Origin of the sequence: Achromobacter sp. Marseille-Q4954, assembly GCF_943737025.1 — a bacterium.
In the GTDB taxonomy this organism is placed as follows: Bacteria; Pseudomonadota; Gammaproteobacteria; order Burkholderiales; family Burkholderiaceae_B; genus Achromobacter; species Achromobacter bronchisepticus_A.
This window is the reverse complement of record NZ_CALSFQ010000001.1, coordinates 1,685,624-1,711,687: the sequence shown is the minus strand read 5'-3', so window position 1 is coordinate 1,711,687 and position 26,064 is coordinate 1,685,624. Positions and strand designations below refer to the sequence as shown.

At 64.4% G+C, this 26,064-nt stretch carries 26 protein-coding genes, 1 other RNA gene and 1 pseudogene; 14 read left to right on the top strand and 14 right to left on the bottom strand.

What is annotated here, in order from left to right; translation table 11 throughout:
• Positions 1–9: 9 nt before the first annotated feature.
• The 7 genes and pseudogenes from pal to NGK62_RS07950 form a co-directional block, all read right to left on the bottom strand.
• The gene (pal, locus tag NGK62_RS07980; RefSeq protein ID WP_042796384.1) at positions 10–510 is read right to left on the bottom strand and encodes a peptidoglycan-associated lipoprotein Pal; all 501 of its coding nucleotides are present in this window, start codon (positions 508–510) and stop codon (positions 10–12) included.
• Between the two features lie 31 nt (positions 511–541).
• The gene (gene tolB, locus NGK62_RS07975) at positions 542–1,864 is read right to left on the bottom strand and encodes a Tol-Pal system beta propeller repeat protein TolB (RefSeq protein WP_059373061.1); all 1,323 of its coding nucleotides are present in this window, start codon (positions 1,862–1,864) and stop codon (positions 542–544) included.
• Positions 1,865–1,880: 16 nt separating this feature from the next.
• Positions 1,881–2,991, bottom strand: a pseudogene (tolA, locus tag NGK62_RS07970) (cell envelope integrity protein TolA).
• Between the two features lie 39 nt (positions 2,992–3,030).
• The gene (gene tolR, locus NGK62_RS07965; RefSeq protein WP_059373013.1) at positions 3,031–3,489 is read right to left on the bottom strand and encodes a protein TolR; all 459 of its coding nucleotides are present in this window, start codon (positions 3,487–3,489) and stop codon (positions 3,031–3,033) included.
• Complete coding sequence (tolQ, locus tag NGK62_RS07960) at positions 3,489–4,169, bottom strand: protein TolQ (protein WP_054458511.1); 681 nt, start codon at positions 4,167–4,169, stop codon at positions 3,489–3,491. Before tolQ ends, tolR begins: the two co-directional genes overlap by 1 nt.
• 2 nt (positions 4,170–4,171) lie before the next feature.
• Entirely contained in the window at positions 4,172–4,594 is a 423-nt protein-coding gene (gene ybgC / locus NGK62_RS07955; RefSeq protein WP_059373015.1) for a tol-pal system-associated acyl-CoA thioesterase, read from the bottom strand.
• A gap of 53 nt (positions 4,595–4,647) precedes the next feature.
• A complete protein-coding gene (locus NGK62_RS07950; RefSeq protein WP_054458515.1) occupies positions 4,648–6,375 on the bottom strand; it encodes a proline--tRNA ligase in 1,728 nt (575 codons plus the stop codon).
• A gap of 65 nt (positions 6,376–6,440) precedes the next feature.
• Here NGK62_RS07950 and NGK62_RS07945 point away from each other — a divergent pair, with 65 nt between their 5' ends.
• The 6 genes from NGK62_RS07945 (at position 6,441) to NGK62_RS07920 (ending at position 12,458) form a co-directional block, all read left to right on the top strand.
• Positions 6,441–7,013, top strand: a complete 573-nt coding sequence (locus NGK62_RS07945) for an RNA pyrophosphohydrolase (RefSeq protein WP_042796390.1) — start codon at positions 6,441–6,443, stop codon at positions 7,011–7,013.
• Complete coding sequence (locus NGK62_RS07940; RefSeq protein ID WP_008157866.1) at positions 6,994–7,680, top strand: response regulator; 687 nt, start codon at positions 6,994–6,996, stop codon at positions 7,678–7,680. The genes NGK62_RS07945 and NGK62_RS07940 overlap by 20 nt, the downstream gene beginning before the upstream one ends.
• A gap of 30 nt (positions 7,681–7,710) precedes the next feature.
• Positions 7,711–9,213, top strand: a complete 1,503-nt coding sequence (locus NGK62_RS07935; protein ID WP_118932597.1) for a sensor histidine kinase — start codon at positions 7,711–7,713, stop codon at positions 9,211–9,213.
• Between the two features lie 242 nt (positions 9,214–9,455).
• A complete protein-coding gene (locus NGK62_RS07930) occupies positions 9,456–9,884 on the top strand; it encodes a tripartite tricarboxylate transporter TctB family protein (RefSeq protein ID WP_118932598.1) in 429 nt (142 codons plus the stop codon).
• A 6-nt stretch (positions 9,885–9,890) separates the two neighbouring features.
• Positions 9,891–11,420, top strand: a complete 1,530-nt coding sequence (locus tag NGK62_RS07925) for a tripartite tricarboxylate transporter permease (RefSeq protein ID WP_059373021.1) — start codon at positions 9,891–9,893, stop codon at positions 11,418–11,420.
• A gap of 108 nt (positions 11,421–11,528) precedes the next feature.
• Positions 11,529–12,458 (top strand): 2-hydroxyacid dehydrogenase, encoded by a 930-nt coding sequence (locus NGK62_RS07920; RefSeq protein WP_059373023.1) that lies wholly within the window; start codon positions 11,529–11,531, stop codon positions 12,456–12,458.
• Here the strand turns inward: NGK62_RS07920 and NGK62_RS07915 are convergent.
• Positions 12,452–13,387, bottom strand: coding sequence for a LysR family transcriptional regulator (locus NGK62_RS07915; protein WP_054458519.1), 936 nt, complete (start codon positions 13,385–13,387; stop codon positions 12,452–12,454). The genes NGK62_RS07920 and NGK62_RS07915 overlap by 7 nt on opposite strands.
• Positions 13,388–13,539: 152 nt before the next feature.
• On the opposite strand from NGK62_RS07915, the gene NGK62_RS07910 reads away from it, so the two are divergent.
• A complete protein-coding gene (locus tag NGK62_RS07910) occupies positions 13,540–14,169 on the top strand; it encodes an FMN-dependent NADH-azoreductase (RefSeq protein ID WP_059373026.1) in 630 nt (209 codons plus the stop codon).
• A 66-nt stretch (positions 14,170–14,235) separates the two neighbouring features.
• On the opposite strand, the gene NGK62_RS07905 is transcribed toward NGK62_RS07910, so the two are convergent.
• The 4 genes from NGK62_RS07905 to NGK62_RS07890 all read right to left on the bottom strand — a co-directional run bounded on the left by NGK62_RS07905 (position 14,236) and on the right by NGK62_RS07890 (position 18,995).
• On the bottom strand, positions 14,236–15,141 hold the full coding sequence (locus NGK62_RS07905) for an NAD(P)-dependent oxidoreductase (RefSeq protein ID WP_118932590.1): 906 nt from the start codon (positions 15,139–15,141) through the stop codon (positions 14,236–14,238).
• A 76-nt stretch (positions 15,142–15,217) separates the two neighbouring features.
• Positions 15,218–16,822, bottom strand: a complete 1,605-nt coding sequence (locus tag NGK62_RS07900) for a gamma-glutamyltransferase family protein (RefSeq protein ID WP_251877958.1) — start codon at positions 16,820–16,822, stop codon at positions 15,218–15,220.
• Positions 16,823–17,011: 189 nt separating this feature from the next.
• The gene (locus tag NGK62_RS07895; RefSeq protein ID WP_054458528.1) at positions 17,012–18,517 is read right to left on the bottom strand and encodes a tripartite tricarboxylate transporter permease; all 1,506 of its coding nucleotides are present in this window, start codon (positions 18,515–18,517) and stop codon (positions 17,012–17,014) included.
• A gap of 13 nt (positions 18,518–18,530) precedes the next feature.
• The gene (locus NGK62_RS07890; RefSeq protein ID WP_059373032.1) at positions 18,531–18,995 is read right to left on the bottom strand and encodes a tripartite tricarboxylate transporter TctB family protein; all 465 of its coding nucleotides are present in this window, start codon (positions 18,993–18,995) and stop codon (positions 18,531–18,533) included.
• Positions 18,996–19,419: 424 nt separating this feature from the next.
• Between NGK62_RS07890 and NGK62_RS07885 the strand changes: the two genes are divergently transcribed.
• From NGK62_RS07885 to NGK62_RS07870, 4 genes are all read left to right on the top strand, one after another.
• The gene (locus tag NGK62_RS07885; protein WP_054458532.1) at positions 19,420–19,866 is read left to right on the top strand and encodes a hypothetical protein; all 447 of its coding nucleotides are present in this window, start codon (positions 19,420–19,422) and stop codon (positions 19,864–19,866) included.
• Positions 19,866–20,177, top strand: coding sequence for a cell division protein ZapA (locus tag NGK62_RS07880; protein ID WP_006388757.1), 312 nt, complete (start codon positions 19,866–19,868; stop codon positions 20,175–20,177). Before NGK62_RS07885 ends, NGK62_RS07880 begins: the two co-directional genes overlap by 1 nt.
• Before the next feature lie 33 nt (positions 20,178–20,210).
• Positions 20,211–20,395: non-coding RNA, 6S RNA (gene ssrS, locus NGK62_RS07875), on the top strand.
• 80 nt (positions 20,396–20,475) lie between these two features.
• Positions 20,476–21,234 (top strand): SIMPL domain-containing protein, encoded by a 759-nt coding sequence (locus NGK62_RS07870; RefSeq protein WP_118932592.1) that lies wholly within the window; start codon positions 20,476–20,478, stop codon positions 21,232–21,234.
• Here the strand turns inward: NGK62_RS07870 and lgt are convergent.
• Positions 21,209–21,997, bottom strand: coding sequence for a prolipoprotein diacylglyceryl transferase (gene lgt / locus NGK62_RS07865; protein WP_059373036.1), 789 nt, complete (start codon positions 21,995–21,997; stop codon positions 21,209–21,211). The genes NGK62_RS07870 and lgt overlap by 26 nt on opposite strands.
• A 126-nt stretch (positions 21,998–22,123) precedes the next feature.
• Between lgt and ilvD the strand changes: the two genes are divergently transcribed.
• The 3 genes from ilvD (at position 22,124) to msrA (ending at position 24,761) form a co-directional block, all read left to right on the top strand.
• Positions 22,124–23,809, top strand: coding sequence for a dihydroxy-acid dehydratase (gene ilvD, locus NGK62_RS07860; protein WP_059373038.1), 1,686 nt, complete (start codon positions 22,124–22,126; stop codon positions 23,807–23,809).
• The gene (locus NGK62_RS07855) at positions 23,793–24,128 is read left to right on the top strand and encodes a c-type cytochrome (RefSeq protein ID WP_054458538.1); all 336 of its coding nucleotides are present in this window, start codon (positions 23,793–23,795) and stop codon (positions 24,126–24,128) included. The genes ilvD and NGK62_RS07855 overlap by 17 nt, the downstream gene beginning before the upstream one ends.
• 78 nt (positions 24,129–24,206) lie before the next feature.
• Positions 24,207–24,761, top strand: a complete 555-nt coding sequence (gene msrA / locus NGK62_RS07850) for a peptide-methionine (S)-S-oxide reductase MsrA (protein ID WP_251877956.1) — start codon at positions 24,207–24,209, stop codon at positions 24,759–24,761.
• 82 nt (positions 24,762–24,843) lie between these two features.
• Here the strand turns inward: msrA and hppD are convergent, their stop codons facing one another.
• Positions 24,844–25,956, bottom strand: a complete 1,113-nt coding sequence (gene hppD / locus NGK62_RS07845) for a 4-hydroxyphenylpyruvate dioxygenase (RefSeq protein ID WP_059373040.1) — start codon at positions 25,954–25,956, stop codon at positions 24,844–24,846.
• Positions 25,957–26,064 lie beyond the last annotated feature (108 nt).

Below are 26,064 nucleotides of genomic sequence, written 5' to 3'. Positions count from 1 at the left end.
CGAAAAAGCTTAGCGGCGATAAACGATATCGGCGCGGCGGTTTTCCGCGAAGTCGGCTTCCGACGTACCAGTCGCCTTCGGCTTTTCTTTACCGAAGCTGATGGTTTCGATCTGGTTGTCGCTGACGCCCAGCAGGGTCATCATGCGGCGCACAGCGTCGGCACGGCGCTGGCCCAGGGCCAGGTTGTATTCAGCGCCGCCGCGTTCGTCGGTGTTGCCTTCGATCTTGATGGTCTGCTGCTGATGCGAGGCCAGGTACTTGGCGTGGGTTTCGACCAAGCTGCGGTACTGGTCCGACACCGTGTAGCTGTCGAAGTCAAAGTACACCGAGCGCTGTTGCGCCAGGATGCTTTGGGGGTTGAAGGGATCAAGGATCTGGCCAGAGGCCGAGGATCCTTGGCCAGCGCCTCCGCCCTGACCCGCTTTATCGTCGAGAGGGACGGAGCTGCAAGCTGCCAGGGCGGCAGCCAGAGCGGCGATGGTTAGGCTTTTGGCAATGCGCGACTTCATGATAGTTCCTTTGCAAAGAGAGTCACACGTGTTATCGGGTAAATGGGCCCCAAGTCGGTTCACGTATTTCCCCATTCAGTACCGAAAGCGTCTGCCGTACGCGGCCATCGCTCGAGACACCAGCAAGCACGCTACGGCCATTTTGGATGGCGGCGTAAAGGACTTGCATTCCATTCGGCGCAAAACTCGGGGACTGATCGTCACGACCATCAGTCAACAAGGTCTCGGAGCCTGAGGACAGGTTCAACGATGCGATTCGAAACGCGCCGTCGCGTCTTGCAACGTACAGTAGCGTCGATCCATCGGGGGAAATTCGGGGTGATATGTTGTAACCACCATTAAACGTGAGGCGGCGTGCTTCGCCACCACTCGAGCCGGTCTGGTAGATCTGCGGCCCGCCGCTGCGGTCACTCGTAAAGATAATGGAAGCACCGTCTGGCGTAAAGCTCGGTTCGGTGTCAATCCCGGGAGAACGCGTAACTCGGGTCGGATTCGAGCCGTCGGTCGCGCCAACGATGTAAATTTGCGACAAACCATCGCGGGTCAAAGCCACCGCCAGCTTGCTGCCATCGGGCGACCAGCCCGGTGCACTGTTGTTGCCCTTGAAGTTGGCGACAGGCGAACGGGCGCTGGTGGCCAGATTGTGCACGTAGACGACAGGTTTGCCGGATTCGAAGCTCACATAGGCGAGCTTGGTGCCATCGGGCGACCAGGACGGCGAAATGATGGGCTCGCGCGAACGCAGGGCGACTTGCGGGTTCTGCCCGTCGGCGTCCGCCACCTGCAGTTCGTAGGTGGCGCCCTTCTTCAGCACGTACGCGATACGGGTCGAGAAGACGCCCTTAACGCCGGTGATCTTCTCGTAAATGCGGTCGGCGATCTGGTGCGCCACGCGGCGCAGTTCCTGCTCGGTGCCCGAGAACGCCACGCCGTCCAGCTGGCCCTTCTTGACCGTGTCAGCCAGGCGGTAGCGCACGTCGTAGCGGCCGTCGGCGCCGCGCGTGATGCTGCCGTAGGCGATGAAATCGGCGCCCTTGCCGCGCCAGTCGTCATAGGCGATGGGGGAGTCGACGTTCAGGCCGGAACCGGCGGCGTTGATCAGGCGGAACTGGCCCGTGCGGGTCAGGTCGGCGCGGATGACTTCGGCCAGGGCGCGGCCATGGGTGTCGTCGACGGCGAAGTCGGCGATGGCGACGGGGTATTGGGTGGCGCCGGTACCGGAAATATCGACGCGCAGCTGCGCATGGGCGGGCTTGATGGCCATCAGGCAGGCCAAGGTCAGCATCAGCAGCCCGAGTCCATACGATCGCCAGAGAGCGAGGGGGGGTACTCGTCGGCTATAAGCGGGAGTCATATTCATCAATCTCCTGTCAATCATACATTCTGTACACAACGTCAATAATGGGTTCGTAGCGGCCCGTCGAGGGCTTCGGGAAGGGGTTGCAACGGCGGATGCCCGTCTCGACCGCGCGGTCGAAGCCGGCATTGCCCGAAGAACTGGTCAAGGTGACGCCATTGACCTTCCCGTCGGAACCTAACTGTACCCGGTATTGTGCCGTGGGATTTTCCGATCCGCTGCGGGCCGGGGGCGGATAAGCCACCCCGGGTTGCACGCAGGCGCGGACCTTGGCGCCATAGCCGCTGTCGCGTCCGCCGCCCGCCTGATTGCGGTCGGCCGTGCCGCCGGGGATGCCGGCGGCGCCCAGGGCGTCGTTGCGGAAGGCATCCTTCAGCGCCTTGTCGGCGGCGGCCTTCTTGGCGGCTTCTTCCTTGGCCTTCTTCTCGGCCGCGGCTTTTTTCTCGGCGGCAGCCTTTTCGGCCGCGGCTTTTTCCTCGGCAGCCTTGTCGGCAGCGGCCTTTTCGGCGGCGGCCTTGTCCGCCGCGGCCTTCTTGGCAGCGTCGTCCTTGGCCTTCTTTTCGGCGGCAGCCTTGTCGGCGGCGGCTTTCTCGGCGGCCTTTTCGGCAGCAGCCTTCTCAGCAGCCTGGCGTTCCTGCTCCAGACGCTTCTTTTCTTTCAGTTCGGCCTGCTTGCGTTCTTCGTCGAGGCGCGCCTTTTCCTTGGCGGCTTCGGCAGCCTGGCGTGCCTTTTCCTCTTGTTCGCGCTTTTTCTTGGCTTCCTGCAGCGCGATCTCGGGGTCGACTTCCTCGGTCTTGGGCTGGGCTTCGGGCTCAGGCTTGGGAGGAGGGGGGGCGGCGGGGAGGCTCGGGCGCCTTTTCAGGCTCCGGCTTCGGTTCCGGCTTGGGCTGAGGCTTCGGGGGTTCGGGTTGCGGCGTGGGCGGCGGCGAGACGGGCGAATTGCCGTCTGCCCAGAGCTGCACCTGCACGGGGCCGGGGCTCTCGGAGCGCCAGTTCACGCCAAAGATCAAGACGATCAGCAGCAGCACGTGCACGGCCACGGCCAGGATCAATGCCTTCCGGTTGTCGTGGTTGGGCGGGGTGGCCGGGGGGCCGCTGCGGTGTCGGATTATGGGTGGCGTCATGAGCGTTGCAAGCCGGCGTCGCCGGCGGAAGGCGTCGCGTTAGCGTTTTTTCGCGGGAGCAGGCTGGGATGCGCCGGCGGACTGGTCCACCAGCAGACCCAGGCGGGTGATGCCGCTGGTGCGAAGTTCATCCATGACCTTCACGACCGTTTCGTAGGGCACCTTGCCGTCGGCGGCGATGACCACCGGGGTTTCCGCGGTAATGCGCGAACGCACTTGCGCCACCAGCTCGGGGCGCGCGATGTCCTGCATGGTGGCGCCGGGTTCGCGCATGCGCAGGGCGATCTTGCCGTCTTCCGAAATCTGGACTTCCAGCGGCTTGACCGGCACGTCCGAAGCCGCGCCGACGGAGGGCAGCTGGATCAGGCCGGGCGTGATGAGAGGAGCGGTCACCATGAAGATGACCAGCAGCACCAGCATCACGTCGATGTACGGCACCACGTTGATGTCGGCCTTCATGCGGCGGCCGGACCTGCCGCGTGAGCTTACCGAGGGCATTAGCGCACCTGCCGTTGCAGAATGTTCAGGAATTCATCGACGAAGCTGTCGAAACGGATCGAGATGCGATCGATGTCGTTCGTGAAGCGGTTGTAGGCGACCACGGCGGGAATGGCCGCGAACAGGCCGATGGCGGTGGCGATCAGCGCTTCCGCGATGCCGGGAGCCACCGAGGCCAGGGTGGCCTGCTGCATGTTCGACAGGCCGATGAAGGCGTGCATGATCCCCCAGACCGTGCCCAGCAGGCCGATGTAAGGGGACACGGAGCCGGCCGAAGCCAGGAAGTTCAGGTGCGATTCCAGCGAATCCATCTCGCGCTGGTAGGCGGCGCGCATGGCGCGGCGCGGGCCGTCCAGCAGGGCGGTGGCGTCGCCGGAGGCATTGCCGCGGCGGGCCTTCAGGAATTCGGTCATGCCGGCATCGAAGATGCGGGCCAGCGCGCCTTGCTCGTCGCGGCGCGAGGCCACGGCCTGTTGCAGCATGGACAGGTCGCCGCCCGACCAGAAATCGTCTTCGAAGCGGCGGGTCTGGGCATGGGCCCGCTTGATCGCCAGCCGCTTGGCGAAGATGTAGGTCCAGGACATGATCGAAATGCCCAACAGCATCAGCATGATCAGCTGGACCGGCACGCTGGCGTGCGAAATCAGCGAAAGCAACGACATGTCGTTGGTGACTTGCATGGTTATTCCTGAATGAATTCCAGTTTGGCGCGAACGTCAGCCGGCAACTCCGCCGGCCGCATGTGAATGGCATCGACGCAGCAGACTTGGATGTTGCCGTCGGCAAGCAGTTCCCCGTCGCGTTCCGCGCGTTGCGCGAAGTGTATCGAAGCGCGGCCGAGTCGTGTGATCCGGCTGCGTATGGTAAGTAAATCGTCCAGCCTGGCCGGCTTGCGGTAGGACATGTCCAGGGAGCGGACAACGAATAGACGTTGTTCGCTGGCCGCCAGGTTGGACTGGTTGACCCCCAGATTGCGCAGCCACTCGGTGCGTGCGCGTTCCAGGAATTTCAAGTAGTTGGCGTAGAAAACCACTCCGCCTGCATCCGTGTCTTCGTAGTAGACACGGACCTGCAGGACGGATTCGGCGGACTTCGGATCGGTCACGATGGATAGAAAAGGGCAGTCGGGACGCGGAAAGTCCGTAGTTACTATAAGGTTTACAGCGTGTCGAGTTTCGTCAGCACGGCTTCAAGCGCGGACTCTACCGGAATCTTGGCCGCTTCGGTTTCCCGACGGGCCTGCAATTCCACCACACCATCGTTCAGGCCGCGTTCTCCAACTGTTACACGCAGCGGCGCGCCGATCAGCTCCCATTCAGCAAACATCACGCCCGGGCGGGCATCGCGGTCGTCCAGGATGACGTCCACGCCGCGCGCCAGGAGGGATTCGTAGAGCTTTTGCGCGGTGTCACGCACGGTTTCACTTTTGCCCCAGCCGACCGGGCAGATTACCACTTCGAAGGGGGCGATCGCGCGCGGCCAGATGATGCCGCGGGCATCGTGGTTCTGCTCGATGGCCGCGCCCACGATGCGGGTCACGCCGATACCGTAGCAGCCCATTTCCAGGACGGCAGGCTTGCCGGTTTCGTCCAGGAAGGTGGCCTTGAGGGCTTCCGAGTACTTCTTGCCCAGGTAGAACACGTGGCCGACTTCGATGCCGCGCTGGATCGACAGGGTGCCCTTGCCGTCCGGCGAGGGGTCGCCGGCGACTACGTTGCGCAGGTCCGCCACCAACTCGGGCTCGGGCAGGTCACGGCCCCAGTTCACGCCCTGGATGTGGAAATCTTCCTTGTTCGCGCCGCAGACGAAATCGGCCATGTTGGCCACGGTGCGGTCGGCAATGACGTGCACGGGACGGACGGTCTTGACCGGGCCCAGGTAGCCGGGCTTGCAGCCGAAGGTTTCGACGATCTCGGTTTCCGTGGCGAAGCGGAAGCCGGCCAAGCCGGGCAGCTTGCCGGCCTTGATTTCGTTGAGTTCGTGGTCGCCGCGCAGCAGCAGCAGCCAGATGTCGGCGCCTTTCTCGCCGTCGGTGGCCAGCACGATGGACTTGATCGTGCGCTCCAGCGGCAGGCCCAGCAGCTTGGCCACGTCTTCGCACTTGGCGGCGCCCGGCGTGGGCACTTCGGCCATGGCCTGGGCGGGCTCGGCGCGGGTCGGGTACAGGCCGGGGGCCTCGGCCAGCTCCATGTTGGCGGCGTAGTCCGAATCGGCGTTGTAGACCAGCAGGTCTTCGCCGGTGTCGGCGATCACCTGGAATTCGTGGCTGCGGGTGCCGCCGATCGAGCCCGTGTCAGCGGCCACGGCGCGGAATTCCAGACCCAGGCGGCCGAAAATGCGCATGTAGGCGTTGAACATGGTGTCGTAGCTGGCCTGAGCGCCGGCTTCGTCGCGGTCGAAGGAATAGGCGTCCTTCATGGTGAATTCGCGGCCGCGCATCAGGCCGAAGCGCGGGCGGCGCTCGTCCCGGAACTTGGTCTGGATGTGATAGAAGTTCACCGGCAGCTGGCGATAGCTGTGGATTTCGTTGCGCGCGATGTCCGTGATGACTTCCTCGGACGTGGGCTGCAGCACGAAATCGCGCTGGTGCCGGTCCTTGATGCGCAGCAGCTCGGCGCCGTATTGCTCCCAGCGGCCCGATTCCTGCCAGAGCTCGGCCGGCTGCACCACCGGCATCAGCAGCTCGATCGCACCCGCGGCATTCATTTCTTCGCGGACGATGGCCTCGACCTTGCGGATGACTTTCAGCCCCAGGGGCATGTAGGTGTAGATGCCGCCCGCGAGCTTGCGGATCATCCCTGCCCGGGTCATCAGCTGATGGCTGGCGACTTCGGCTTCGGAAGGGGCTTCTTTGAGGGTGTTGATGTGGTAGTTGGATGCGCGCATGTTTAAAGGTGGCTGCAGATACGTATAATCGATCGTAATTGTATTGAATTCGGTGGGGGTGGCCCATGCTTGACCGCGAAGGCTACCGCCCCAATGTCGGCATCATTCTCGTCAACGGTAGAAACGAGGTCTTTTGGGGCAAGCGTATCAGGGAACATGCCTGGCAGTTCCCCCAAGGCGGCATCAAGTATGGCGAAAGCCCGGTGCAGGCCATGTATCGCGAACTCCATGAAGAGGTGGGCTTGAAGCCCGAGCATGTCCGTATTTTGGGGCGTACACGCGATTGGTTACGTTATAACGTGCCCGATCACTTCGTCCGGCGTGAGTGGCGTGGCCACTATAAAGGACAAAAACAGATTTGGTTCTTGTTGCGCCTGGTAGGACGTGACAGTGACGTGTGCTTGCGCGCGACGCAGCATCCGGAATTCGATGCCTGGCGCTGGAGCCAGTATTGGGTGCCCCTGGATGCCGTGATCGAGTTCAAGCGCGATGTCTACACCCAGGCGCTGAACGAGCTGTCGGCTATCCTCTTCCGGCGCCATCACGAAACCCGCTACTTGCGCCAGCGGGTGCACGGGCAACGGGCAGCAGAGAATCTGCCTGAAGGAACGGACGGTCATGCGCATATTGTTGGTTGAAGACGAACGGGACATGGCGTCCTGGTTGATGCGCGCGCTCGCCCAGAGCGGGTTCGTGCCGGACCACGCGGCCGACGCCCGCACCGCCGAAGCCTTCATGGCCGGTACCGAATACGACGCCATCGTCATGGACCTGCGCCTGCCCGACAAGCACGGGCTGGTGGTGCTGCGCGAAATGCGCAACCGCGACGACCGCACCCCCGTGCTGCTGTTGACTGCCCAAGGCGCTCTGCAGGACCGCGTGCGCGGCCTGAACCTGGGCGCGGACGACTTCCTCACCAAGCCCTTCGCGCTCGAGGAACTGGAAGCGCGCCTGACGGCGCTGGTGCGCCGCAGCCGCGGCCGCCAGCATCCGCGCCTGCAATGCGGCTCGCTGTCCTACGACAGCGAAAGCCGCGCCTTCACCCTGGACGGCTCGCTGCTGTTCCTGACGCCGCGCGAGCATGCCGCCCTGGCCGCCTTGCTTACCCGCAGCGGCTATCCGGTGGACAAGTCCCAGCTGTTCGGCAAGGTGTTCACGCACGATAGCGAAGCCAATCCCGACGCCATCGAGGTGGTGCTGCATCGGCTGCGCAAGAAGCTGGCCGGCAGCGACGTGCGCATCGTCACCGTGCGCGGGCTGGGCTACATGCTGGAAAGCGTCGCCAGCGAGTCCGCGGAATCCTGAGTGAGGCTGCGGCTATCCGAGCTGCCGCGCGTGGGCATCCGCGCGCTGCTGATCATTCTGCTGCTGCCGGGCGTGATCGTGCTGCTGGTCGTGGACAGCGTGAACGACTACCGCACGCTGGCCGAGATCACCAACGAAGCCTACGACAGCGCCCTGGTCGAGCCTGCCCGGGTGCTGGAAAGCAGCCTGGAATTCACGCCTGACGGCAACCTGCAGGTCGCTACGCCGCTGTACGCGCAGGTGATGCTCGAGTCCCGCGCGGGCCTGCGCAAGTATTTCCGCATCGAAGAGATCGATCCGCCGCTGCCGGACGGAGCCGCCGTGCCCACCGAGCCAGGCAAGACCTTGCTCGGCATGCCGGAGATGCCGCGTCCGCCTGCCTGGCCGCGTTCCAACAGCCAGCCCGTTTTCTACGACAGCGTCTATCGCAACGATCCCGTGCGCGTCGTCGCGGTGGTGCGCGACCTGTACTACCAGGGGCAGCACCGCCAGGTGCTGGTCGTGGTGGCCGAAAGCACAGGCAAGCGCATCGAGGCCGAGAACAACGCCCGGCGCCAGGAAATCCTGCGCGACACGCGCATGCTGGCGCTGGTCGCGTTGCTGGTGTGGTGGGGCGTGTCGTGGGCGTTGAAGCCGCTGCGCCGGCTGCGCAACGATATCCGCGCGCGCCGCCCCGATGACCTGACGCCGCTGGACGCCTCGCGCGTGCCCAGCGAAGTGGCGCCGCTGGTCGATGCGGTCAATCACCATATCGCCCGCTACCGCCGCGTCCTCGACGAGCAGTCGCAGTTCCTGGCCGATGCTTCGCATCAATTGCGCACGCCGCTGGCCATCATGCTGACGCAGGCGCAGTACGCGCTGCGCGAACGCGATCCGGCCCGGGCGCAGGAGGGCCTGCGCGGCATCGTCGACCAGCTGGGCCGCACGCGCCGCCTGACTGAACAGCTGCTGTCGCTGGCTCACGCCAACCAGGCCGACCAGTTGCCAAGGCAACTGCTGGACATGAACGCCGTGTCGCGCGAGGTGGTGCTGCAGTACCTGCCGCTGGCGCATGAAAAGCAGCAGGACCTGGGCTGGGTGCAGGCGGGTTCCGAAGAGGGTCAGGAAACCCCCGCGCCGGTGTCGGGCAACGAGGCCGAACTGCACGAAGCCTTGTCGAACCTGGTGCACAACGCCATCCACTACGCGCCTGCTGGCGCGCGCATCACCGTGTCGGTCTGCTGCCGCGACAACCGCGCCGAGGTTGCCGTTTCCGACAACGGGCCGGGGCTGGACCCGATACTGCGCCAGCGCGCCTTCGCGCGTTTCGAGCGGGTCGGCACGGACAAGCCGGTCGCCTCGTCGGGCTCGGGCCTGGGGCTGGCGATCGCCCGCGCTTACGCACGCCGCAACGATGGCGACATCGAATTGCGCGACGGCGAACCGAACGCGCAAGGTGGCGTCGGCCTGGCTTCCGTGCTGTGGCTGCCGCTAGCGGCCATCGTCTCGCAATATCCTCGTCCGCTCGATGTCGAGCTCAAGGGCGATCAGTAACTTCTCCGCATTTCCGCATTCATGTGCGGCTTCCGTTCAGGGATAACCCCCGGATTCAGGAGCACGACAGCGCATAGAAAGCGGATTAGCAGCTTCCTTCCGTAATCTGCGTCCGGACCTGTCGTCAGGCACCGGGCGGCGCTCGTTCGAGCGTGTGTCCCGGCGAGGCGTGCGGCCGCACTACGAAGGAGGATGAAGTGCAAAAGACAATCAATAGAAAGGACTATTACGGCGGAGCGCTGATGGTCCTCATTGGGCTGGGGGCGATTTACGGCGGCACCGACTATCACATCGGCACCCTGAGCCACATGGGCCCCGGATTTTTCCCGGCGGCGCTCGGCGGCCTGCTGGCGCTGACCGGCGTGCTGATCGCCATCTCGGCGCGTTCGGGCGAGTCGTCCGCGCCGCCGCCCGGCGACGGCCATGGCCACGGCCTGCCCGATTTCCGCGGCGGCGCCTGCATCCTGCTGGGCATCCTGGCCTTCCTGCTGCTGGGCCACTACGGCGGCTTGCTGCCCGCCACGTTCGCCATCGTGTTCATTTCGGCGCTGGGCGACCGCAACAACACGATCAAGCAGGCTCTGCTGCTGTCGATCGCCATGACCGTCATCGCGGTCGTCGTCTTCTGGTGGGCGTTGCAGTTGCAGCTTCCGCTGTTTCGCTGGGGTTGAAGCGCCATGATTTCTCAATCTTTGATGGACCTCTGGTACGGCTTCGGCGTCGCCTTCCAGTGGCACAACCTGATGTGGTCGTTCTTCGGCGTGCTGGTGGGCAACCTCATCGGCGTGCTGCCCGGCATGGGCGCGCTGTCGGCCATTTCCATTCTGCTGCCGCTGACCTACGTAATGCATCCGGTGCCCGCCATCCTGATGCTGGCCGGCATCTTCTACGGTTCGCAGTACGGCGGCGCCATCGGCGCGATCCTGCTCAACCTGCCTTCGCATCCGCCGCACGCGGTCACCTGCCTGGACGGCTATCCGCTGACCAAACAGGGCAAGGGCGGAACCGCGCTCGGCATCACGATGATCTGTTCGTTCTTCGCCGCGTCGGTGGGGATCATCGTCATGATCTTCGCGTCGCCGCTGCTGGTTGAAGTGGCGTTCAAGTTCGGTCCCACCGAGATCTTTTCGATCATGCTGTTGGGCCTCTTGGCCGGCGCCACGATGTCGCGCGGCTCGCCGCTCAAGGGCGTGGCGATGACCTTGTTCGGCCTGATGTGCGGCGTGGTGGGCACGGACGTGAATACCGGCACCATCCGCTTTTCGTTCGGGCTGCTGGACCTGTCCGACGGCCTGGAACTGGTGGCGATTTCCATGGGCCTGTTCGGCGTGGCCGACTTCCTCATGAGCGTCAACCGCATGACCATCATCGGCAGCGGCGCCAAGCTGCGCCTGCGCGACATGCGGCCCAGCAAGCAGGAACTCAAGACCGCGTTCTGGCCCATGGTGCGCGGCACGGCGGTAGGCACGCTGTTCGGCGCCATGCCCGGCACCGGCCCCACCATCACCACCTTCGTGGCCTATGCGCTGGAGCGCAAGATCTCCAAGACGCCCGAGAAGTTCGGCACCGGCATGATCGCCGGCGTGGCGTCGCCGGAAGCGTCCTCGCACTCCAAGACGCAGGTCGACTTCATCCCCACGATGAGTCTGGGCATCCCCGGCGACGCCGTGATGGCGCTGATCCTGGGCGCGCTGCTGATCCAGGGCATCCAGCCCGGCCCGCAGCTGATCACCGAGCATCCGGACATCTTCTGGGGCCTGATCGCCAGCTTCTGGGTGGGTAACGTGCTGCTCATGGTGCTGAACGTGCCGCTGATCGGCGTGTGGGTGAAGTTGCTGCAGGTGCCGTACCGCTACCTGTTCCCGTCGGCGCTGTTCTTCATCGCGGTGGGGGTGTTCAGCACCCAGAACAGTCTCTTCCAGATTTGGGAGGTGCTGGCTTTCGGTGTGATCGGCGCCATCCTCATGACGCTGGAATTCTCGGTCGCGCCCATCCTGCTCGGCTTCGTGCTTGGCCCCATGGTCGAAGAGAACTTCCGCCGCGCGTTGCTGCTGTCCCGCGGCGATCTGGCGGTGTTCGTGGAGCGCCCGATCAGCGCGTGGTTCATCGGCGCGAGCGCCTTGCTGGTGTTCCTGCAGGTGTGGGCCTTCCTGCGCCGCAACAAGAACAAGGGCAAAGGCAAGCCCGAGGTGCCGCAGGCGGCCTGAGCGCTTTTCCGTTTGTCTGCACGCGGCCCGGCCATATGCCGGGCCGTTTGATTTGTGCGGCGGCATCCCTCATGCTTGAGGCTTCCCGAGCCTGCACACAGAGCCACCATGCACATACTCTTTGCCTGTCCCCACCATGATCCCGCCGCCTGGGTTCCGCTGCTGGAAGCCGCCATGCCCGGATGCCGCATTTCCGTGTGGAATCCGGACGGCCCGCCCTCGGGCGCGCAGGCGGCGCTGGTGTGGCGTCCGCCGGCCGAACTCTTCAAGCACGAAACCGGCCTGACCACGCTGTTCAATCTGGGCGCGGGCGTCGACGCCTTGCTGAAGATGCCCGAGATTCCGCCGCAGGTGCGCATCGTCCGCCTGGAAGACGCGGGCATGTCGGTGCAGATGGCGGAATACGCGCTGTATGCGTTGCTGCGCGTCTCGCGCGATTTCGAAGCGTTCGACCATGCGCAGGCGCGGCAGCATTGGGACACCCGTGAAGGTTCGCGGCAGGCGGACTGGCCGGTGGGCGTGCTGGGCCTGGGGCAGGTAGGCGCCAGGGTCGCTCAGACCCTGGCCGAATTCGGCTACCCCGTGGCGGGTTGGTCGCGCACGCCGCGCGAGATTCCCGGCGTCGAAACCTTTGCGGGAGCGGCCGCCTTGCCGGCGTTCCTGGCCCGCACGCGCTTCCTGGTGAACGTGCTGCCGCTCACGCCGGACACGGTCGGCATCCTCAACCGCGAAACGCTGTCGCAACTGCTGCCGCATGCGCATCTGGTCAACGTCGGTCGGGGCGAGCATCTGGTCGAGGACGATCTGGTGCAGATGCTCGAAGAAGGCGAGATCGACGGCGCCACGCTGGACGTCTTCCACACCGAGCCCTTGCCCAAGGACCACGCGTTCTGGCGCGATGCGCGCGTGCATGTGACGCCGCACATCGCGGCGCGCACCTTGCGCGACGAGAGCATCCGCCAGATCGCGGGCAAGGTCGCGCAGCTGCAGCGCGGCGAAGCCATCACCGGCGTGGTGGACCGCTCGCGCGGCTACTGAGCCGGCGGCAGCGGAGCCTTTTCCAGCCGCTGATACATCGCGGGCAGGCGCTCCGACAGGAAATCGAGCAGGGCGCGCACGGCGGGCATCATGCCCCGCCGCGACGGATAGATGCAATGCACGATGCCCTCGGGCGACTGCCATTGCGGCAGAACCTGCACCAGCTGGCCGCGCCGCAGCTGTTCATGCGTGGCGATCGAGGGCAGCAGGGCGATGCCGCGGCCGCGCACCGCGGCCTCGGTCAGCACGATGAAGTCGTTGCATGACAGCTGCGGCTTCAATTCAACGTGCACCTCTTCACCCTTGTCGTTGCGTAGCGGCCAGCGAACTTCGTTTTGCGGATCGCTGAAGCTCAGCGTGGTGTGCGTGGCGAGATCCTGCGGGGTGTCGGGCGTGCCATGGCGCTGCAGATAGCTGGGGCTGGCGACCAGCGTGCCGCGCGCCGTGCCGAAGTGGCGCACGACCAGTTCGGCGTCGGTATCCAGCTTGGTGCGCACGCGCAGGGCCAGGTCCACGCCCTCGCGGATCAGGTCCACGCGGCGGTTGGTCACCAGCAACTGCACCGACACGGCGGGCCAGGCGTCCAGGAATTCGGGCAACAGCGGCGACAGCACGTCCTGCGCGATGGACACGGGGCAGCTCACGATCACGGGGCCGGTGGGCTCGGCCTGCAGTTGCCGCATGGCGTCGTCGGCAGCGCGCGCCGATGCGGCCATTTCGCGGCAATAGTGCAGATAACGCTCGCCGGCCGAGGTCAGGCGCAAGCGCCGCGTCGTGCGCTGCAAAAGACGCACGCCCAGGCTTTCCTCCAGGTGCGAGATCCGGCGCGACAAGCGGGATTTCGGGATGTCCAACACCCTGGCCGCGGCGCTGAAGCCCCCCTGTTCGACTACCTGGGAAAAGTAGTAGAGGTCGTTGAGATCTTGCATGATTGTTCTATTCCTGGAACGAATAGTTCATCATAACCGGATTTATGTGAACAATTAACCCGTCTACAGTGACGCCATGCACTCGGGATCTGATCAAAGCCTACGGATCCTGACCGCCCGCAGCGAGCGGGCCCTCACTGGAGAAATTTGCAATGAAGACCCTGGTTATCCTTTCCTCTATTCTCGGCGATCGTTCCAACAGCAAGCAATTGGCCGATCACCTGATCAACCGCGTCAAGGCGTCTAATCCGGCCGCGGCCATCAAGGTTCGCGACATCGGCGCCCAGCCCATCCCGTACTTCGACGGAAACACCGCTGGCGCGCTGTTCACCCCGGCCGATGCCCGCAGCGTGGACCAGCAACGCCTGGTTGAGATGAGCGATGCTCTGGTAGCCGAATTGATGGAGGCCGATCGCGTGGTCTTCGCCGTTCCGGTCTACAACTTCAACATGCCCGCCCAGTTCAAGAGCTATCTCGATCATCTCGCCCGCGCCGGCGTCACCTTCCGCTATACCCCCGAAGGCGTGCCCGAAGGCCTGGTCAAGGGCAAGCAGGTGTTCGTGCTGACCGCTCGCGGCGGCAAGGCCGAAGGCACGCCTTCGGACACGATGACGCCTTACCTGCGCCAGATGCTGGCCTTCCTGGGCATGACCGACGTCACCTTCATCGCCGCCGAAGGCATGGCCATGGGCGAAGTGGCCGCGCTGGAAGGCATGGCGCAGGCCAAGCAGCGCATCGACGCGCTGCTGCCCGCCGCGCAGCAGGACAGCTTGGCCGCGTAAGCGCAGGCGTCCAAAGCAAAAGGCGAGCCTTGCGGCTCGCCTTTTTTCTTGCCGCAAGGGCAGGACTCAGTCGCGCAGGCGCTTGATCAGGCTGGAGGTATCCCAGCGGCCGCCGCCCAGCTTCTGCACGTCGCCATAGAACTGGTCCACCAGGGCCGTCAGGGGCAGGCGTGCGCCATTGTGGCGGGCTTCGGCCAGCACCAGGCCCAGATCCTTGCGCATCCAGTCCACCGCGAAGCCGAAGTCGAACTTGTCGTCGACCATGGTGCCGCCGCGGTTCTCCATCTGCCAGCTCTGCGCCGCGCCCTTGCTGATCACGTCCAGCACCAGCTTCATGTCCAGATCGGCAGCCTGGCCGAAGGCGATCGCCTCGGACAGACCCTGCACCACGCCTGCGATGCAGATCTGGTTGACCATCTTGGCCAGTTGGCCGGCTCCGGGCGGACCCACCAGCGTGACCGCGCGGCCGAAGCTCTGCGCCACGGGCTTGATCGCATCGAACACGGCTTGTTCACCGCCGCACATGATGGTCAGCACGCCGTTGACCGCGCCTGCCTGCCCGCCCGACACCGGCGCGTCGACGAAATTCAGGCCCAGGTCCTTGGCCTGCGCGTAGAGTTCGCGCGCCACGTCGGCGGACGCGGTGGTGTGGTCGACGAAGACCGCGCCTGGCGTCATGCCGGCGAACGCGCCGTCGGGACCCAGCACCACGCTGCGCAGGTCGTCGTCATTGCCGACGCAGGCGAACACGATCTGCGCGCCGGCCACGGCTTCGCGCGGCGTGGCTGCGCTCTTGCCGCCGAACTCGGCGACCCAGGCCTGGGCCTTGGCCGGCGAGCGGTTGTAGACCGTGACGTCATGTCCGGCACGCGCCAGATGGCCGGCCATGGGCAGGCCCATCACGCCCAAACCGAGGAAAGTGACTTTCTGGGGTACGACAGCGTCGTAGCTCTTGGTACCGATCGTTGCCATGCAGGGGACTCCGCTTTATGTGATTGGGGCCATCAGGGGCGCTGGCGCCAGTAAACAGGCCCTAACCTTAACGCAATCAAAAGCCCGCGGCGAGTCCATCGCGCCGGCTGTCGCTGGCGCTGACATACCCGTCCACCGCCGGGTCGCCCAGGCGCCAGATGAACTGTCCCGAGCCGAAGTCCATGTAGGGATCCGCCAGGCTTTCGAGCACGTGGCCGCGGGCGCGCAGCCCCTCGGCGACGGCCGCGGGCAGGCCGGCCTCCGCGTCCAGCGACAGCCCATGGTTCCATTTCCAGCGAGGCGCGTCGCAGGCGGCCTGCGGCTGCTGACCGTAGTCCAGCATCCGCACCAGCGTCTGCACCTGCCCCTGGGGCTGCATATTGCCCCCCATGACCCCAAAACTCATGACGGGTGCGCCATTGCGCATCAGGAAGCCCGGGATGATGGTGTGGAAGGGGCGCTTGCCGCCCGCCACCGCATTGGGGTGGCCAGGGTCGGTGCTGAAGCAATGGCCGCGGTTCTGCAGGCTGACGCCGGTGCCTGGGACCACCACGCCGGAGCCGAAGCCCATGTAGTTCGACTGGATGAAGCTGACCATCATGCCGCACTTGTCCGCGGCCGTCAGGTAGACAGTGCCGCCGCGCGGCGCGTGGCCGCTGGCGTGGGCCTGCGCCGCATTGGGGTCGATCAGGCGCGCCCGCTGCGCCAGATAGTCCGCGGCCAGCATCTGTTCGGGCGTGACCTGCATGTGCTGCGCGTCGGCCACGTGCGCGTAGACATCGGCAAACGCCAGCTTCATCGCCTCGATCAGCAGGTGCTGGGTTGCGGGGTGATCCACCGGGCGGGCCGCCACGTCGAAGTTCTGCAGGATGCCCAGGGCGATCAGGGCGGCGATGCCCTGGCCGTTGGGCGGAATCTGATGCAGCGTGTGGCCGCGGTAGGCTTGGCTGATCGGCGCCACCCACTGCGGCGCGTAATCGCGCAGATCCGCCAGCGTCAGCGCGGCGTCGTGGGCCTGGGCATGCGCCACCAGCTTGTGGGCGGTCTCGCCTTCGTAGAAGTCCCGGCCGCCGCTGGCCGCAATGCGCTTGAGCGTGGCGGCCGCGCCTTGCAGCACGAAGTGCTCGCCGACCTGTGGTGCGCGGCCGCGTGGCAGGAAATGCTCGGCAAAGCCTGGCTGCGGCTGCAGGAGGTCGGCCTGCGCCGCCCACTTTTCCTGCACGATGGGCGACACGGCAAAGCCGCGCTCGGCATATTCGATGGCGGGCGCCAGCACATCGGCAAAGGACAACCGGCCCAGCCTTTCATGCAGGGCGGCCCAGCCCGCCACGCAGCCAGGCACCGTCACGCTGTCCCAGCCGCGCGTCGGGATGGCGCCCTGGTGCTTGCGCCGGAAGTAATCCATGTTCCAGGCTGCCGGCGCCGTACCCGAGGCATTCAGGCCATGCAACTTCGAGCCGTCCCAGACGATGGCGAAACAATCCGATCCCAGCCCGTTGCTGACCGGCTCCGTCAGGGCCAGCGTGGCAGCCGCGGCGATCGCCGCGTCGACGGCGTTGCCGCCTTGCGCCAGGATCCGCAAGCCCGCCTGGGCGGCCAGCGGCTGCGAGGTGGCAACCACGTTGCGTGCGAACACTGGGTGCCGGGTGGTGGGATAGGGGTTGTTCCAGTTGAAATTCATCTCGAATCATCGCGTGGGGTAAACCCCTAGCTTAACGTACGCGAACTGCGTTTGAACATAACCCGTATTGAGTTGTATTGATTGGTAGCGTCTATCAGACCGAATACCGTGCGCGCAAAGAAAAACCCCCGGGGCGGAACCCGGGGGTTTTCAGGGCGGGACTGCCGCAGCGAGGCGGCAGGCTGCGCTTTAGTCTTCTTCGACGAAGGTCTCTTCGCGCTTCTTGCGGATCGCCGGCAGGGCCACCAGGATCACCAGGAAGACGGCGACGGCCAGCAGCGAGGCCGACAGCGGACGCGTCACGAAGGTCGTGAAGTCGCCGCGCGACAGCAGCAGGGCGCGACGGAAGTTCTCTTCCATCATGGGGCCCAGCACCAGGCCCAGCAGCAGCGGTGCGCCTTCGCACTTCAGCTTGGACCACACGTAGCCGATGATGCCGAAGATGGCGGTGGTGAAGATGTCGAACGTGTTGTAGTTCAACGAGTACACGCCGATCGTGCAGAAGACCAGAATCGCCGGGAACAGGATGCGGTAGGGCACTTTCAGCAGCTTGACCCACAGGCCGATCAGCGGCAGGTTCAGCACCACCAGCATCAGGTTGCCGATCCACATCGAGGCGATCAGGCCCCAGAACAGCTCCGGGTGGCTCGTCATGACTTGCGGGCCGGGCTGGATGTTGTGGATGGTCATCGCGCCGACCATCAGCGCCATCACGGCGTTACCCGGGATCCCCAGGGTCAGCAGCGGGATGAACGAGGTCTGGGCAGCGGCGTTGTTCGCCGATTCCGGGCCAGCCAGGCCGGCCGGGTGGCCCTTGCCGAAGCGTTCCGGATTGCGCGAGATCTTCTTTTCCAGCGTGTAGGAAGCGAACGACGACAACACGGCGCCACCGCCAGGCAGGATGCCCAGGGCCGAACCCAGAGCCGTGCCGCGCAGCACAGCGGGGGCGGCTTCCTTGAATTCCTGCTTGTTGGGGTACAGCGAGCCGATCTTGTCGGTGATGTCGACGCGGTTTTCCTTCTGCTCGAGGTTGGTCATGATTTCGGCGAAGCCGAACACGCCCATGGCCACGATGGCGAAGTCGATGCCGTCTTGCAGTTCGGGGATGCCGAAGTCGAAGCGGGCGACGCCCGAGTTCACGTCGGTGCCCACCATGCCCAGCAGCAGACCCAGCAGGATCATCGCGATGGCCTTGGGCAGCGAGCCCGAAGCCAGCACCACGGCGCCGACCAGGCCCAGGCACATCAGCGAGAAGTACTCGGCCGGGCCGAACTTGAACGCGACTTCAGCCAGCGGGGGCGCGAAGGCGGCCAGCAGCAGCGTGGCCACGCAGCCTGCGAAGAACGAACCCAGCGCGGCGATTGCCAGCGCGGCGCCAGCACGGCCGTTGCGGGCCATCTGGTGGCCGTCCAGCACGGTCACCACCGCGGACGTTTCCCCTGGCAATGCCACGAGAATTGCCGTTGTGGAGCCGCCGTATTGGGCGCCGTAGTAGATGCCTGCCAGCATGATCAGGCCGGCCACCGGGGGCAGCACGTACGTGATCGGCAGCAGCATAGCGATGGTCGGGACAGGGCCGATGCCCGGCAGCACGCCGATCAGCGTGCCCAGGATGCAGCCCAGCAAGGCATAGGCCAGGTTCTCGGGCGTGAACGCCACCGAGAAGCCCAGCATGAGGTTGTCAAACAATTCCATGGCCGAAGGCTCCTTAGTTCATGCCCAGAAACGACGGCCACAGCGGGAAAATCAGCCCCAGCCCCTTGACGAATGCCAGATACGAGAACACCACCAGGAAGATGCCGTTGGCGACGGCGACCTTCAGGCTGAACTCATGGCTGGCCAGGCTGCTGACCACAACCAGAACGAATACCGAGATGTAGATGCCCAGCAGTTTGAGGATGAAGCCGTAGAGCACGACCGATCCGACCACCAGGAACACGATGCGCCAATCGAACTTGTCGACGTGGGTTTCGTGCGCCTTCTTGGACATCGAGCCAAGCAGCACGATGGCGCCCAGCAATGCCAGAACTATGCCTAGCCAGAAAGGAAAATACCCTGGGCCCATTCGGGCGGCAGTACCCATTTGGTAGCTGCTGGCCTGCCAGGCGAATCCCAGTCCAAGGGCGATGAACATCACCCCCGACCAGAAGTCCTGTCGATTGCGTAGCTGCATGATTGGTTGGCTCCTGTTTACAGCATGTAGATAAAAAGGTCTGTGGCCAATCCCGCCGACAGGCGAGTGACAGGCACAAAAAAGGCACTTCGGGGTGCCATTTGTTCTTATGAAAGGTAAGGCTGGGATTCTTGAAAGGGCGAATGGTAATGGACGCCCGCCACGCTGCAAACCCTGTAAGGTCGGTGAAAGGCTGGGGTTTTCCCTAGAATTCGGGAACTCCCGACCCCGAGTTGTAACGGGTCAGGAAGTTTGAGGGCTTTTTGAAAGCTAAGTGAAAGTTTATAGAAAGAAAGACGAAAGCAGGATCGGCCGGATGCGTGGCTTTCGAATGAGGGAGGGATAAATCCTACTGAATATTGCCGGGTTTCTCACCTTGCGTGAAGAGACCCCGTTCAACTCAGGATGGTTTACGATAGCGCCCATGCTGCAAGATCTAGACCAACTCGCCGCCCGCATAGGGCAACTGGTGCAACGCACCCGGCAACTCCACGCAGAGCGTGACGCGTTGCGCCAACGCTTGAACGAAACCGAAGCTGAGCAGCGTGTGCTCAAGCAGCGCGCCGCCGAGCGCGAGGCCGAAATCGTCACGCTCCAGAGCAAGCTTCAGGATCACGACGGCGCGGTCACCTCCATGCTCGAGCAAGCCCAGCAGGCCGAGGCCGCGCTGCGCGAGCAACTGGCCCGCGAAACCTCCGAGCGCCAGTCGCTCGAGTCGCGTTTCTCCGCCCGTGAAACCGAATTGCAGGGTAGCTTGCAGACCCGCGACACCGAATTACAGCGCTTGCGCGTGGCCGCCGCATCGGCCCGCGAGCGCATCGACGCCGTGCTGGCCCGCCTGCCGGGCGCACCGTCTGGAGAGCAACACTGATGGAACGCGTAGATGTCACCATACTGGGGCGCGACTATTCCCTGGCGTGTTCCGCCGAAGAGAAGCCGACGCTGCTGGCCGCCGTGCGCCACGTGGACCAACTGATGCTGCGCATCCAGGGCACGGGCAAGGTCTCCAGCAATGAACGCATCGCCGTGATGGCCGCGCTGCAAGTCGCGGGCGAGCTGCTCGCCATGAAAGCGCCCGATGGTCCGCTGGGTGGTTTGGCGGTCGGCGACTTCAAGCGTAGAATCGAGGACATGAACGCAGTACTCGATGACGCCTTGTCGGGTCAGGAAAAACTGCTCTGACAGTTCATAAAGCAGTATTCAAGTATTTTCAGTTTGTCCCTGCCGTGTTCGTGACTAGGCCATACATTCTCTGAACCTATGTCTTTTGGCATATTGGTTGCGGGAGTGCAGAGCTGGAGTGATCGTCTCCTGTAGACGAACCCGACGCTCTTCGGAACGCGACCACCTTGAACCTCAGGGTTCGAGATGCCGGCCTTGACGGCACAGGCGGGGCATCTATCCCAGCGGGCCTGCCATAAGAGCAGGTCCGCCTCGGGCGCCTCACCACTCCCCTTCGTCCTCCCTCTAGGACCAGTCCATGTTCAAACACCCTGTTTTCTCGCTGACCAAACTCGGCGCGGCGTGCGCAACCGTGGCCGCTCTGAGCGCCGCGCCGCTCGCCCATGCCCAGACCCAGGCGCCCGCCGCCGCGGCGGAAGCGTCGGCCAGCCGCGCCCCGGAACTGACTCTGCAGGCCAATGCGTCTTCTGAAGTCAAGCAGGACACGGTCCGCATTTCCTTGTCCGCCGAAGTCGAGGCGCCCGACCAGCCCGCCGCAGGCAAGAAGCTGAGCGCGGCCTTGGACGACGTGGTCAAGCGTGCGCGCGACACCAAGGGCGTGGAAGTGCGCACCGGCGGCTACAACGTCTGGCCGAACACTTCCAGCAAGGGCAAGATCGGTTCGTGGCGCGGCCAGGGCGAAGTGATCCTGGAATCGAAGGACTTCGAAGCCGCGGCCGCTCTGGCGTCCAAGCTGTCCGACAAGACCGCCATCTCCAACATCAGCTTCCTGCTGTCGCGCGAAGTGCGCGAGGCCGAAGAGCGCAAGCTGCTCAAGGAAGCCGCGCAAGCCTTCAAGGACCGCGCGCTGGCCGCAGCCAACGCCTTCGGTTTCTCGGGCTACCGCCTGTCCAAGCTGGAACTGGGCGGCTCGGGCGGCCCCGTGCCGATGCCGCGCATGATGGGCGCCGCGGCCATGGCCAAGGACGCCTCGGGCGGCTATAGCCCGGACGTCCCGCTGGAAGCGGGCAACGTCACGGTCAGCATCGCGGTCAACGGGACGATCGTTTTGCAGTAAGGCTGAACATGATGGCGCCCAGGGCGACCATCGGCACGGACAGCCACTGTCCCATGCTCAACCCGCCCGCGAGCAGGCCCAGGAAGTTGTCTGGCTCGCGGGTGAATTCCACCAGGAAGCGGAACGTTCCGTAACCCATCAGGAAGAGCCCGCTCACCTGGCCCAGCGGGCGCGGTTTGCTCGAAAACCACCACAGCAGTGCAAACAGCACGATGCCTTCCAGGCCCAGTTCATAGAGCTGCGAGGGGTGGCGCGGCAGTCCGTCGCCGCTGCCCGGAAACACCATGGCCCACGGCACATCGGTGGGCCGGCCCCAGAGTTCGCCATTGATGAAGTTGCCCAGGCGGCCAAAACCCAGCCCCAGCGGAATCAGCGGCGCGATGAAATCGCTGACCGCGAAGAACGGCAGCTTCTTCTTGCGGGCGAACAGCAGCATCACCACGATCACGCCGATCAGCCCGCCATGGAACGACATGCCGCCCTGCCACAGGTACAGCACTTCCAGCGGATGGGACAGGTAGTAAGAGGGCTTGTAGAACAGCACATAACCCAGCCGTCCGCCCAGCACCACGCCCAGCACGCTATAGAAGATCAGGTCTTCCAGATCCTTCACGTTCAGTGACGTAGTGTGGCCGGAGGTGATGCGGCGGCGTCCCAGCAGGTACACCAGGGCGAAGCCCACCAGGTACATCAGTCCGTACCAGTGGATGGCAAGCGGCCCGATCTGCAGGGCGACGGGATCAAATTGGGGATATTGCAGCATGTTCTGCCCGACACAATAAAGTTGAATGATAATAACCGGCGAACATTGAAGATTCGCGCGCAAGCGAGCCAGTTCCCCCGGGGCGGTTGCCATGTCCGAGCCCCGGCGGCCGACAGGAGACAGACCATGCCGAACAACGATCGTTCCCGCCACATCACCCACGGTGTCGCGCGCGCGCCCAACCGCGCCATGTATTACGCGCTGGGCTATCAGGAAGCCGACTTCGAAAATCCCATGATCGGCGTGGCCAATGGCCATTCGACGATCACGCCTTGCAATAGCGGCCTGCAACGCCTGGCCGATGCGGCCATCGACGCCATCCGCGCATCGCAGGCCAATCCCCAGGTATTCGGCACGCCCACCATTTCCGACGGCATGTCCATGGGCACCGAGGGCATGAAGTACTCGCTGGTCTCCCGCGAGGTCATCGCCGACTGCATCGAGACCGCGGCGCAAGGACAGTGGATGGACGGCGTGGTCGTGATAGGCGGCTGCGACAAGAACATGCCCGGCGGCATGATCGCACTGGCCCGCACCAACGTGCCTGGCATCTATGTCTATGGCGGCACCATCAAGCCCGGCCACTACAAGGGCAACGATCTCACCATCGTCTCCGTCTTCGAGGCCGTGGGCGAATACACCATGGGCCGCATGCCCGAAGAAGATTTCAAGCAGATCGAGAAGTGCGCGATTCCCGGTTCCGGGTCCTGTGGCGGCATGTACACCGCCAACACCATGAGTTCCGCGTTCGAAGCCATGGGCATGAGCCTGCCGTACTCCAGCACCATGGCCAACGAGGACGAGGAAAAGGTCGCCTCCGCCGCGGAGTCTGCGCGCGTGCTGGTCGAGGCGGTCAGGAAGGGCTTGCGCCCGCGCGACATCATCACGCGCGAATCCATCGAAAACGCGGTGTCCGTCATCATGGCCACGGGCGGCTCCACCAACGCCGTGCTGCATTTCCTGGCAATCGCGCATGCCGCGGAAGTGCCGTGGACCATCGACGACTTTGAACGCATCCGCAAGCGCGTGCCTGTCCTGTGCGACCTGAAACCGTCCGGCAAATATGTCGCCACCGACCTGCATCGCGCCGGCGGCATTCCGCAGGTCATGAAGCTGCTGCTCAATGCGGGTCTTCTGCACGGCGACTGCATCACCATCACCGGCAAGACCATCGCCGAGACCCTGGCTGATGTGCCCGACGCGCCCCGGGCGGACCAGGACGTCATCATGCCGCTGGACCGGGCGCTGTATCCGCAGGGTCATCTCGCCATCCTGAAAGGCAATCTCTCCCCCGAAGGCTGTGTCGCCAAGATCACCGGCCTGAAGAATCCCGTCATCACGGGCCCGGCGCGCGTCTTCGATTCCGAAGACGACGCCATGACGGCCATCATGGCGCGTGAGATCCGCGATGGCGATGTGGTGGTCATCCGCTACGAAGGACCCAAAGGCGGCCCTGGTATGCGCGAGATGCTCGCGCCCACCTCCGCGCTGGTCGGCCAGGGGCTGGGCGAAACGGTGGGGTTGATCACCGACGGCCGTTTTTCCGGCGGCACCTGGGGCATGGTCGTGGGCCACGTCGCGCCGGAGGCTTTCGTGGGCGGTCCCATTGCGCTGATCCGCGAGGGCGATTCGGTTACCATCGATGCCCACAAGCTGCTGTTGCAGCTCAATATCAGCGACGAAGAAATGGCGGCTCGTCGCCAGGCCTGGGTGCAGCCCCGGCCGCGTTATACACGCGGTGTGCTTGCCAAGTTCGGCAAGCTCGCCAGCACCGCGAGCCGTGGGGCAGTTACCGATGCATTTGAAGAGTAGTCTATTGTTGGCCGCCGCCTGCGTCCTGGGCGCGGGGGCGGCGCAAGCGCAAACCACCGGGTTGGATCTGGCCAAGAACAAGGCCTGTATGGCCTGCCACCAGGTCGAAGCCAAGCGCGTCGGCCCGCCGCTCAAGAGCGTGGCCGAGCGCTATGCGGGGCAGGGCGATGCCATGGTCGATTACCTGGCAGGCAAGATCCGCGGCGGCGGCCGCGGCGCCTGGGGCGCCGTGCCCATGCCCGCGCAAACCCAGGTCAGCCCGGACGACGCTCGCGCGCTCGCCGAATGGATCTTGTCGCTGGCTCCCCCCAAGCAGTAGTCTTGTTCTCTCGCGCTCCAAGCACAAAGCCGGAGCGCCGGGCCGCATTCCGCGGCCCTTTATCAGGAAGGAATCGTCATGGCAGAACAACCCTCTCCGGGCAATGAGGTCGCGGTACTTGGCGGCGGCTGCTTCTGGTGCGTCGAAGCGGTGTTCGCCGAGCTGCGCGGGGTCAAGAGCGTGTTGCCCGGCTACAGCGGCGGGCATGTGGACAATCCCGGCTACGAGCAGGTCTGCGGCAAGGACACGGGACACATCGAAGTGGCCCGCATCGAGTTCGATCCCGCTGAACTGTCCTACAGCGACTTGCTGCGCGTATTCTTCGCGACCCACGACCCCACCACGCCGGGCCGCCAGGGCAATGACGTCGGTCCGCAATACGAATCCGCCATCTTCTGGCAGAACGAGGCGCAGCGCGAGCAGGCGCAAGCCGTCATTGCCGAGGTCAATGCCCAGCAAATCTATGATGCGCCCATCGTGACGCACGTGCTGCCGCCCGCGAAGTTCTGGCAGGCCGAGGACTACCACAGCAACTACTTCGCCCTGCATCCCGAGCAAGGCTATTGCCAATTCGTGATCGCGCCCAAGGTCGCCAAGTTCCGCAAGCAGTTTCAGGACCGGCTGCAAAAGTAGCAGGCAAAAAAAACCTCACCACAAGGTGAGGTTTCAAAGCCAGCGCCGATGCCCGAGCACCGGGCGCTGGCGGGGGAAGTCTTTATTCGACGGTCTTCACCACGCCGCGCCGCATCTGATCCAGTTCGATCGACTCGAACAGGGCCTTGAAGTTGCCTTCGCCGAAGCCGTCGTTGCCCTTGCGCTGGATGATCTCGAAGAAGATCGGGCCGATCTGGTTTTCGGTGAAAATCTGCAGCAGCAGGCCGCCGCCGGGGGCGCCGTCCAATAGGATGCGGTTCTTCTGCAGGCGCGCCACGTCTTCGCCGTGGTTCGGCAGACGGCGGTCCAGCAGCTCGTAGTAGGTTTCGGGCGTGTCCAGGAACACCACGCCATTTTGGCGCAGCGCCTCGATGGTGGCGTAGATGTCTTCCGTGGCCATGGCGATGTGCTGGATGCCTTCACCGCGGTACAGGTCCAGGTATTCCTGGATCTGGCCTTTCTCTTCCGTGCCTTCCTCGTTGATCGGAATGCGGATATTGCCGCAAGGCGAGGTCATGGCCTTGGACTTCACGCCCGTCACCTTGCCTTCGATGTCGAAATAGCGCACTTCGCGGAAATTGAAGAGGCGTTCGTAGAACTCGGCCCACTCGGCCATGCGGCCCTTGTGCACGTTGTGCGTCAGGTGGTCCACCAGCGTCAGGCCGGCGCCGCGGTGATTCAGGTCGGCTTGGGCGTTTTGCGGATCCACGGGCACGAAGTCCACGTCATAGATGCTGATGTCGCCGATACCGCCGTGGCCGTCCTTGCCGCTCCAGCGATCCACCAGGTAGATCAGCGAATCGCCGATGCCCTTGATCGCCGGAATGTTCAGTTCCATCGGGCCGCTGTGCGAATCGAAGCCCCACGCGCCCAGTTCCAGGGCGCGCTTGTAGGCGGCGTTGGCATCTTGCACACGGAAGCCGATCGCACAGATCGACGGGCCATGCAGGCGCGCGAAACGCTGGGCGAAGGAATCCGGTTCTGCGTTGATCAGGAAGTTCACGCCGCCTTGGCGGTACAGGGTCACGTCCTTGTGGCGGTGCTTGGCGATGGCCTTGAAGCCCAGCAGTTCGAACACCTTGCGCAGCGCGGCGGGATCCGGCGCGGCATATTCAATGAATTCGAACCCGGCGGTACCCATCGGGTTGTCCCAGGGTTGGAAAGCGCTGCTCATAAGTCTGCTCCCTTGCATCGTTTTTAAGGACGACTTGTTCTTCAAGTCTAGACGGAGATTGTAGGAAGGAACGACGGGCAGACAATTGCAAACATGTCGCGAAAGCCA

Excerpts from the sequence above, each read along its gene's own strand:
- NGK62_RS07950 (WP_054458515.1), bottom strand. The coding sequence starts at position 6,375 with ATGCGCGCATCCAACTACCACATCAACACCCTCAAAGAAGCCCCTTCC.
- NGK62_RS07940 (WP_008157866.1), top strand. The coding sequence starts at position 6,994 with ATGCGCATATTGTTGGTTGAAGACGAACGGGACATGGCGTCCTGGTTG.
- NGK62_RS07895 (WP_054458528.1), bottom strand. The coding sequence starts at position 18,517 with ATGGAATTGTTTGACAACCTCATGCTGGGCTTCTCGGTGGCGTTCACG.
- pal (WP_042796384.1), bottom strand. The coding sequence starts at position 510 with ATGAAGTCGCGCATTGCCAAAAGCCTAACCATCGCCGCTCTGGCTGCC.
- NGK62_RS07890 (WP_059373032.1), bottom strand. The coding sequence starts at position 18,995 with ATGCAGCTACGCAATCGACAGGACTTCTGGTCGGGGGTGATGTTCATC.
- msrA (WP_251877956.1), top strand. The coding sequence starts at position 24,207 with ATGGCAGAACAACCCTCTCCGGGCAATGAGGTCGCGGTACTTGGCGGC.
- tolQ (WP_054458511.1), bottom strand. The coding sequence starts at position 4,169 with ATGCAAGTCACCAACGACATGTCGTTGCTTTCGCTGATTTCGCACGCC.
- NGK62_RS07930 (WP_118932598.1), top strand. The coding sequence starts at position 9,456 with ATGGTCCTCATTGGGCTGGGGGCGATTTACGGCGGCACCGACTATCAC.
- NGK62_RS07885 (WP_054458532.1), top strand. The coding sequence starts at position 19,420 with ATGCTGCAAGATCTAGACCAACTCGCCGCCCGCATAGGGCAACTGGTG.
- NGK62_RS07880 (WP_006388757.1), top strand. The coding sequence starts at position 19,866 with ATGGAACGCGTAGATGTCACCATACTGGGGCGCGACTATTCCCTGGCG.
- tolR (WP_059373013.1), bottom strand. The coding sequence starts at position 3,489 with ATGCCCTCGGTAAGCTCACGCGGCAGGTCCGGCCGCCGCATGAAGGCC.
- NGK62_RS07870 (WP_118932592.1), top strand. The coding sequence starts at position 20,476 with ATGTTCAAACACCCTGTTTTCTCGCTGACCAAACTCGGCGCGGCGTGC.
- NGK62_RS07855 (WP_054458538.1), top strand. The coding sequence starts at position 23,793 with ATGCATTTGAAGAGTAGTCTATTGTTGGCCGCCGCCTGCGTCCTGGGC.
- hppD (WP_059373040.1), bottom strand. The coding sequence starts at position 25,956 with ATGAGCAGCGCTTTCCAACCCTGGGACAACCCGATGGGTACCGCCGGG.
- ilvD (WP_059373038.1), top strand. The coding sequence starts at position 22,124 with ATGCCGAACAACGATCGTTCCCGCCACATCACCCACGGTGTCGCGCGC.
- tolB (WP_059373061.1), bottom strand. The coding sequence starts at position 1,864 with ATGACTCCCGCTTATAGCCGACGAGTACCCCCCCTCGCTCTCTGGCGA.
- NGK62_RS07915 (WP_054458519.1), bottom strand. The coding sequence starts at position 13,387 with ATGCAAGATCTCAACGACCTCTACTACTTTTCCCAGGTAGTCGAACAG.
- NGK62_RS07920 (WP_059373023.1), top strand. The coding sequence starts at position 11,529 with ATGCACATACTCTTTGCCTGTCCCCACCATGATCCCGCCGCCTGGGTT.
- lgt (WP_059373036.1), bottom strand. The coding sequence starts at position 21,997 with ATGCTGCAATATCCCCAATTTGATCCCGTCGCCCTGCAGATCGGGCCG.
- NGK62_RS07910 (WP_059373026.1), top strand. The coding sequence starts at position 13,540 with ATGAAGACCCTGGTTATCCTTTCCTCTATTCTCGGCGATCGTTCCAAC.
- NGK62_RS07925 (WP_059373021.1), top strand. The coding sequence starts at position 9,891 with ATGATTTCTCAATCTTTGATGGACCTCTGGTACGGCTTCGGCGTCGCC.
- NGK62_RS07900 (WP_251877958.1), bottom strand. The coding sequence starts at position 16,822 with ATGAATTTCAACTGGAACAACCCCTATCCCACCACCCGGCACCCAGTG.
- NGK62_RS07945 (WP_042796390.1), top strand. The coding sequence starts at position 6,441 with ATGCTTGACCGCGAAGGCTACCGCCCCAATGTCGGCATCATTCTCGTC.
- NGK62_RS07905 (WP_118932590.1), bottom strand. The coding sequence starts at position 15,141 with ATGGCAACGATCGGTACCAAGAGCTACGACGCTGTCGTACCCCAGAAA.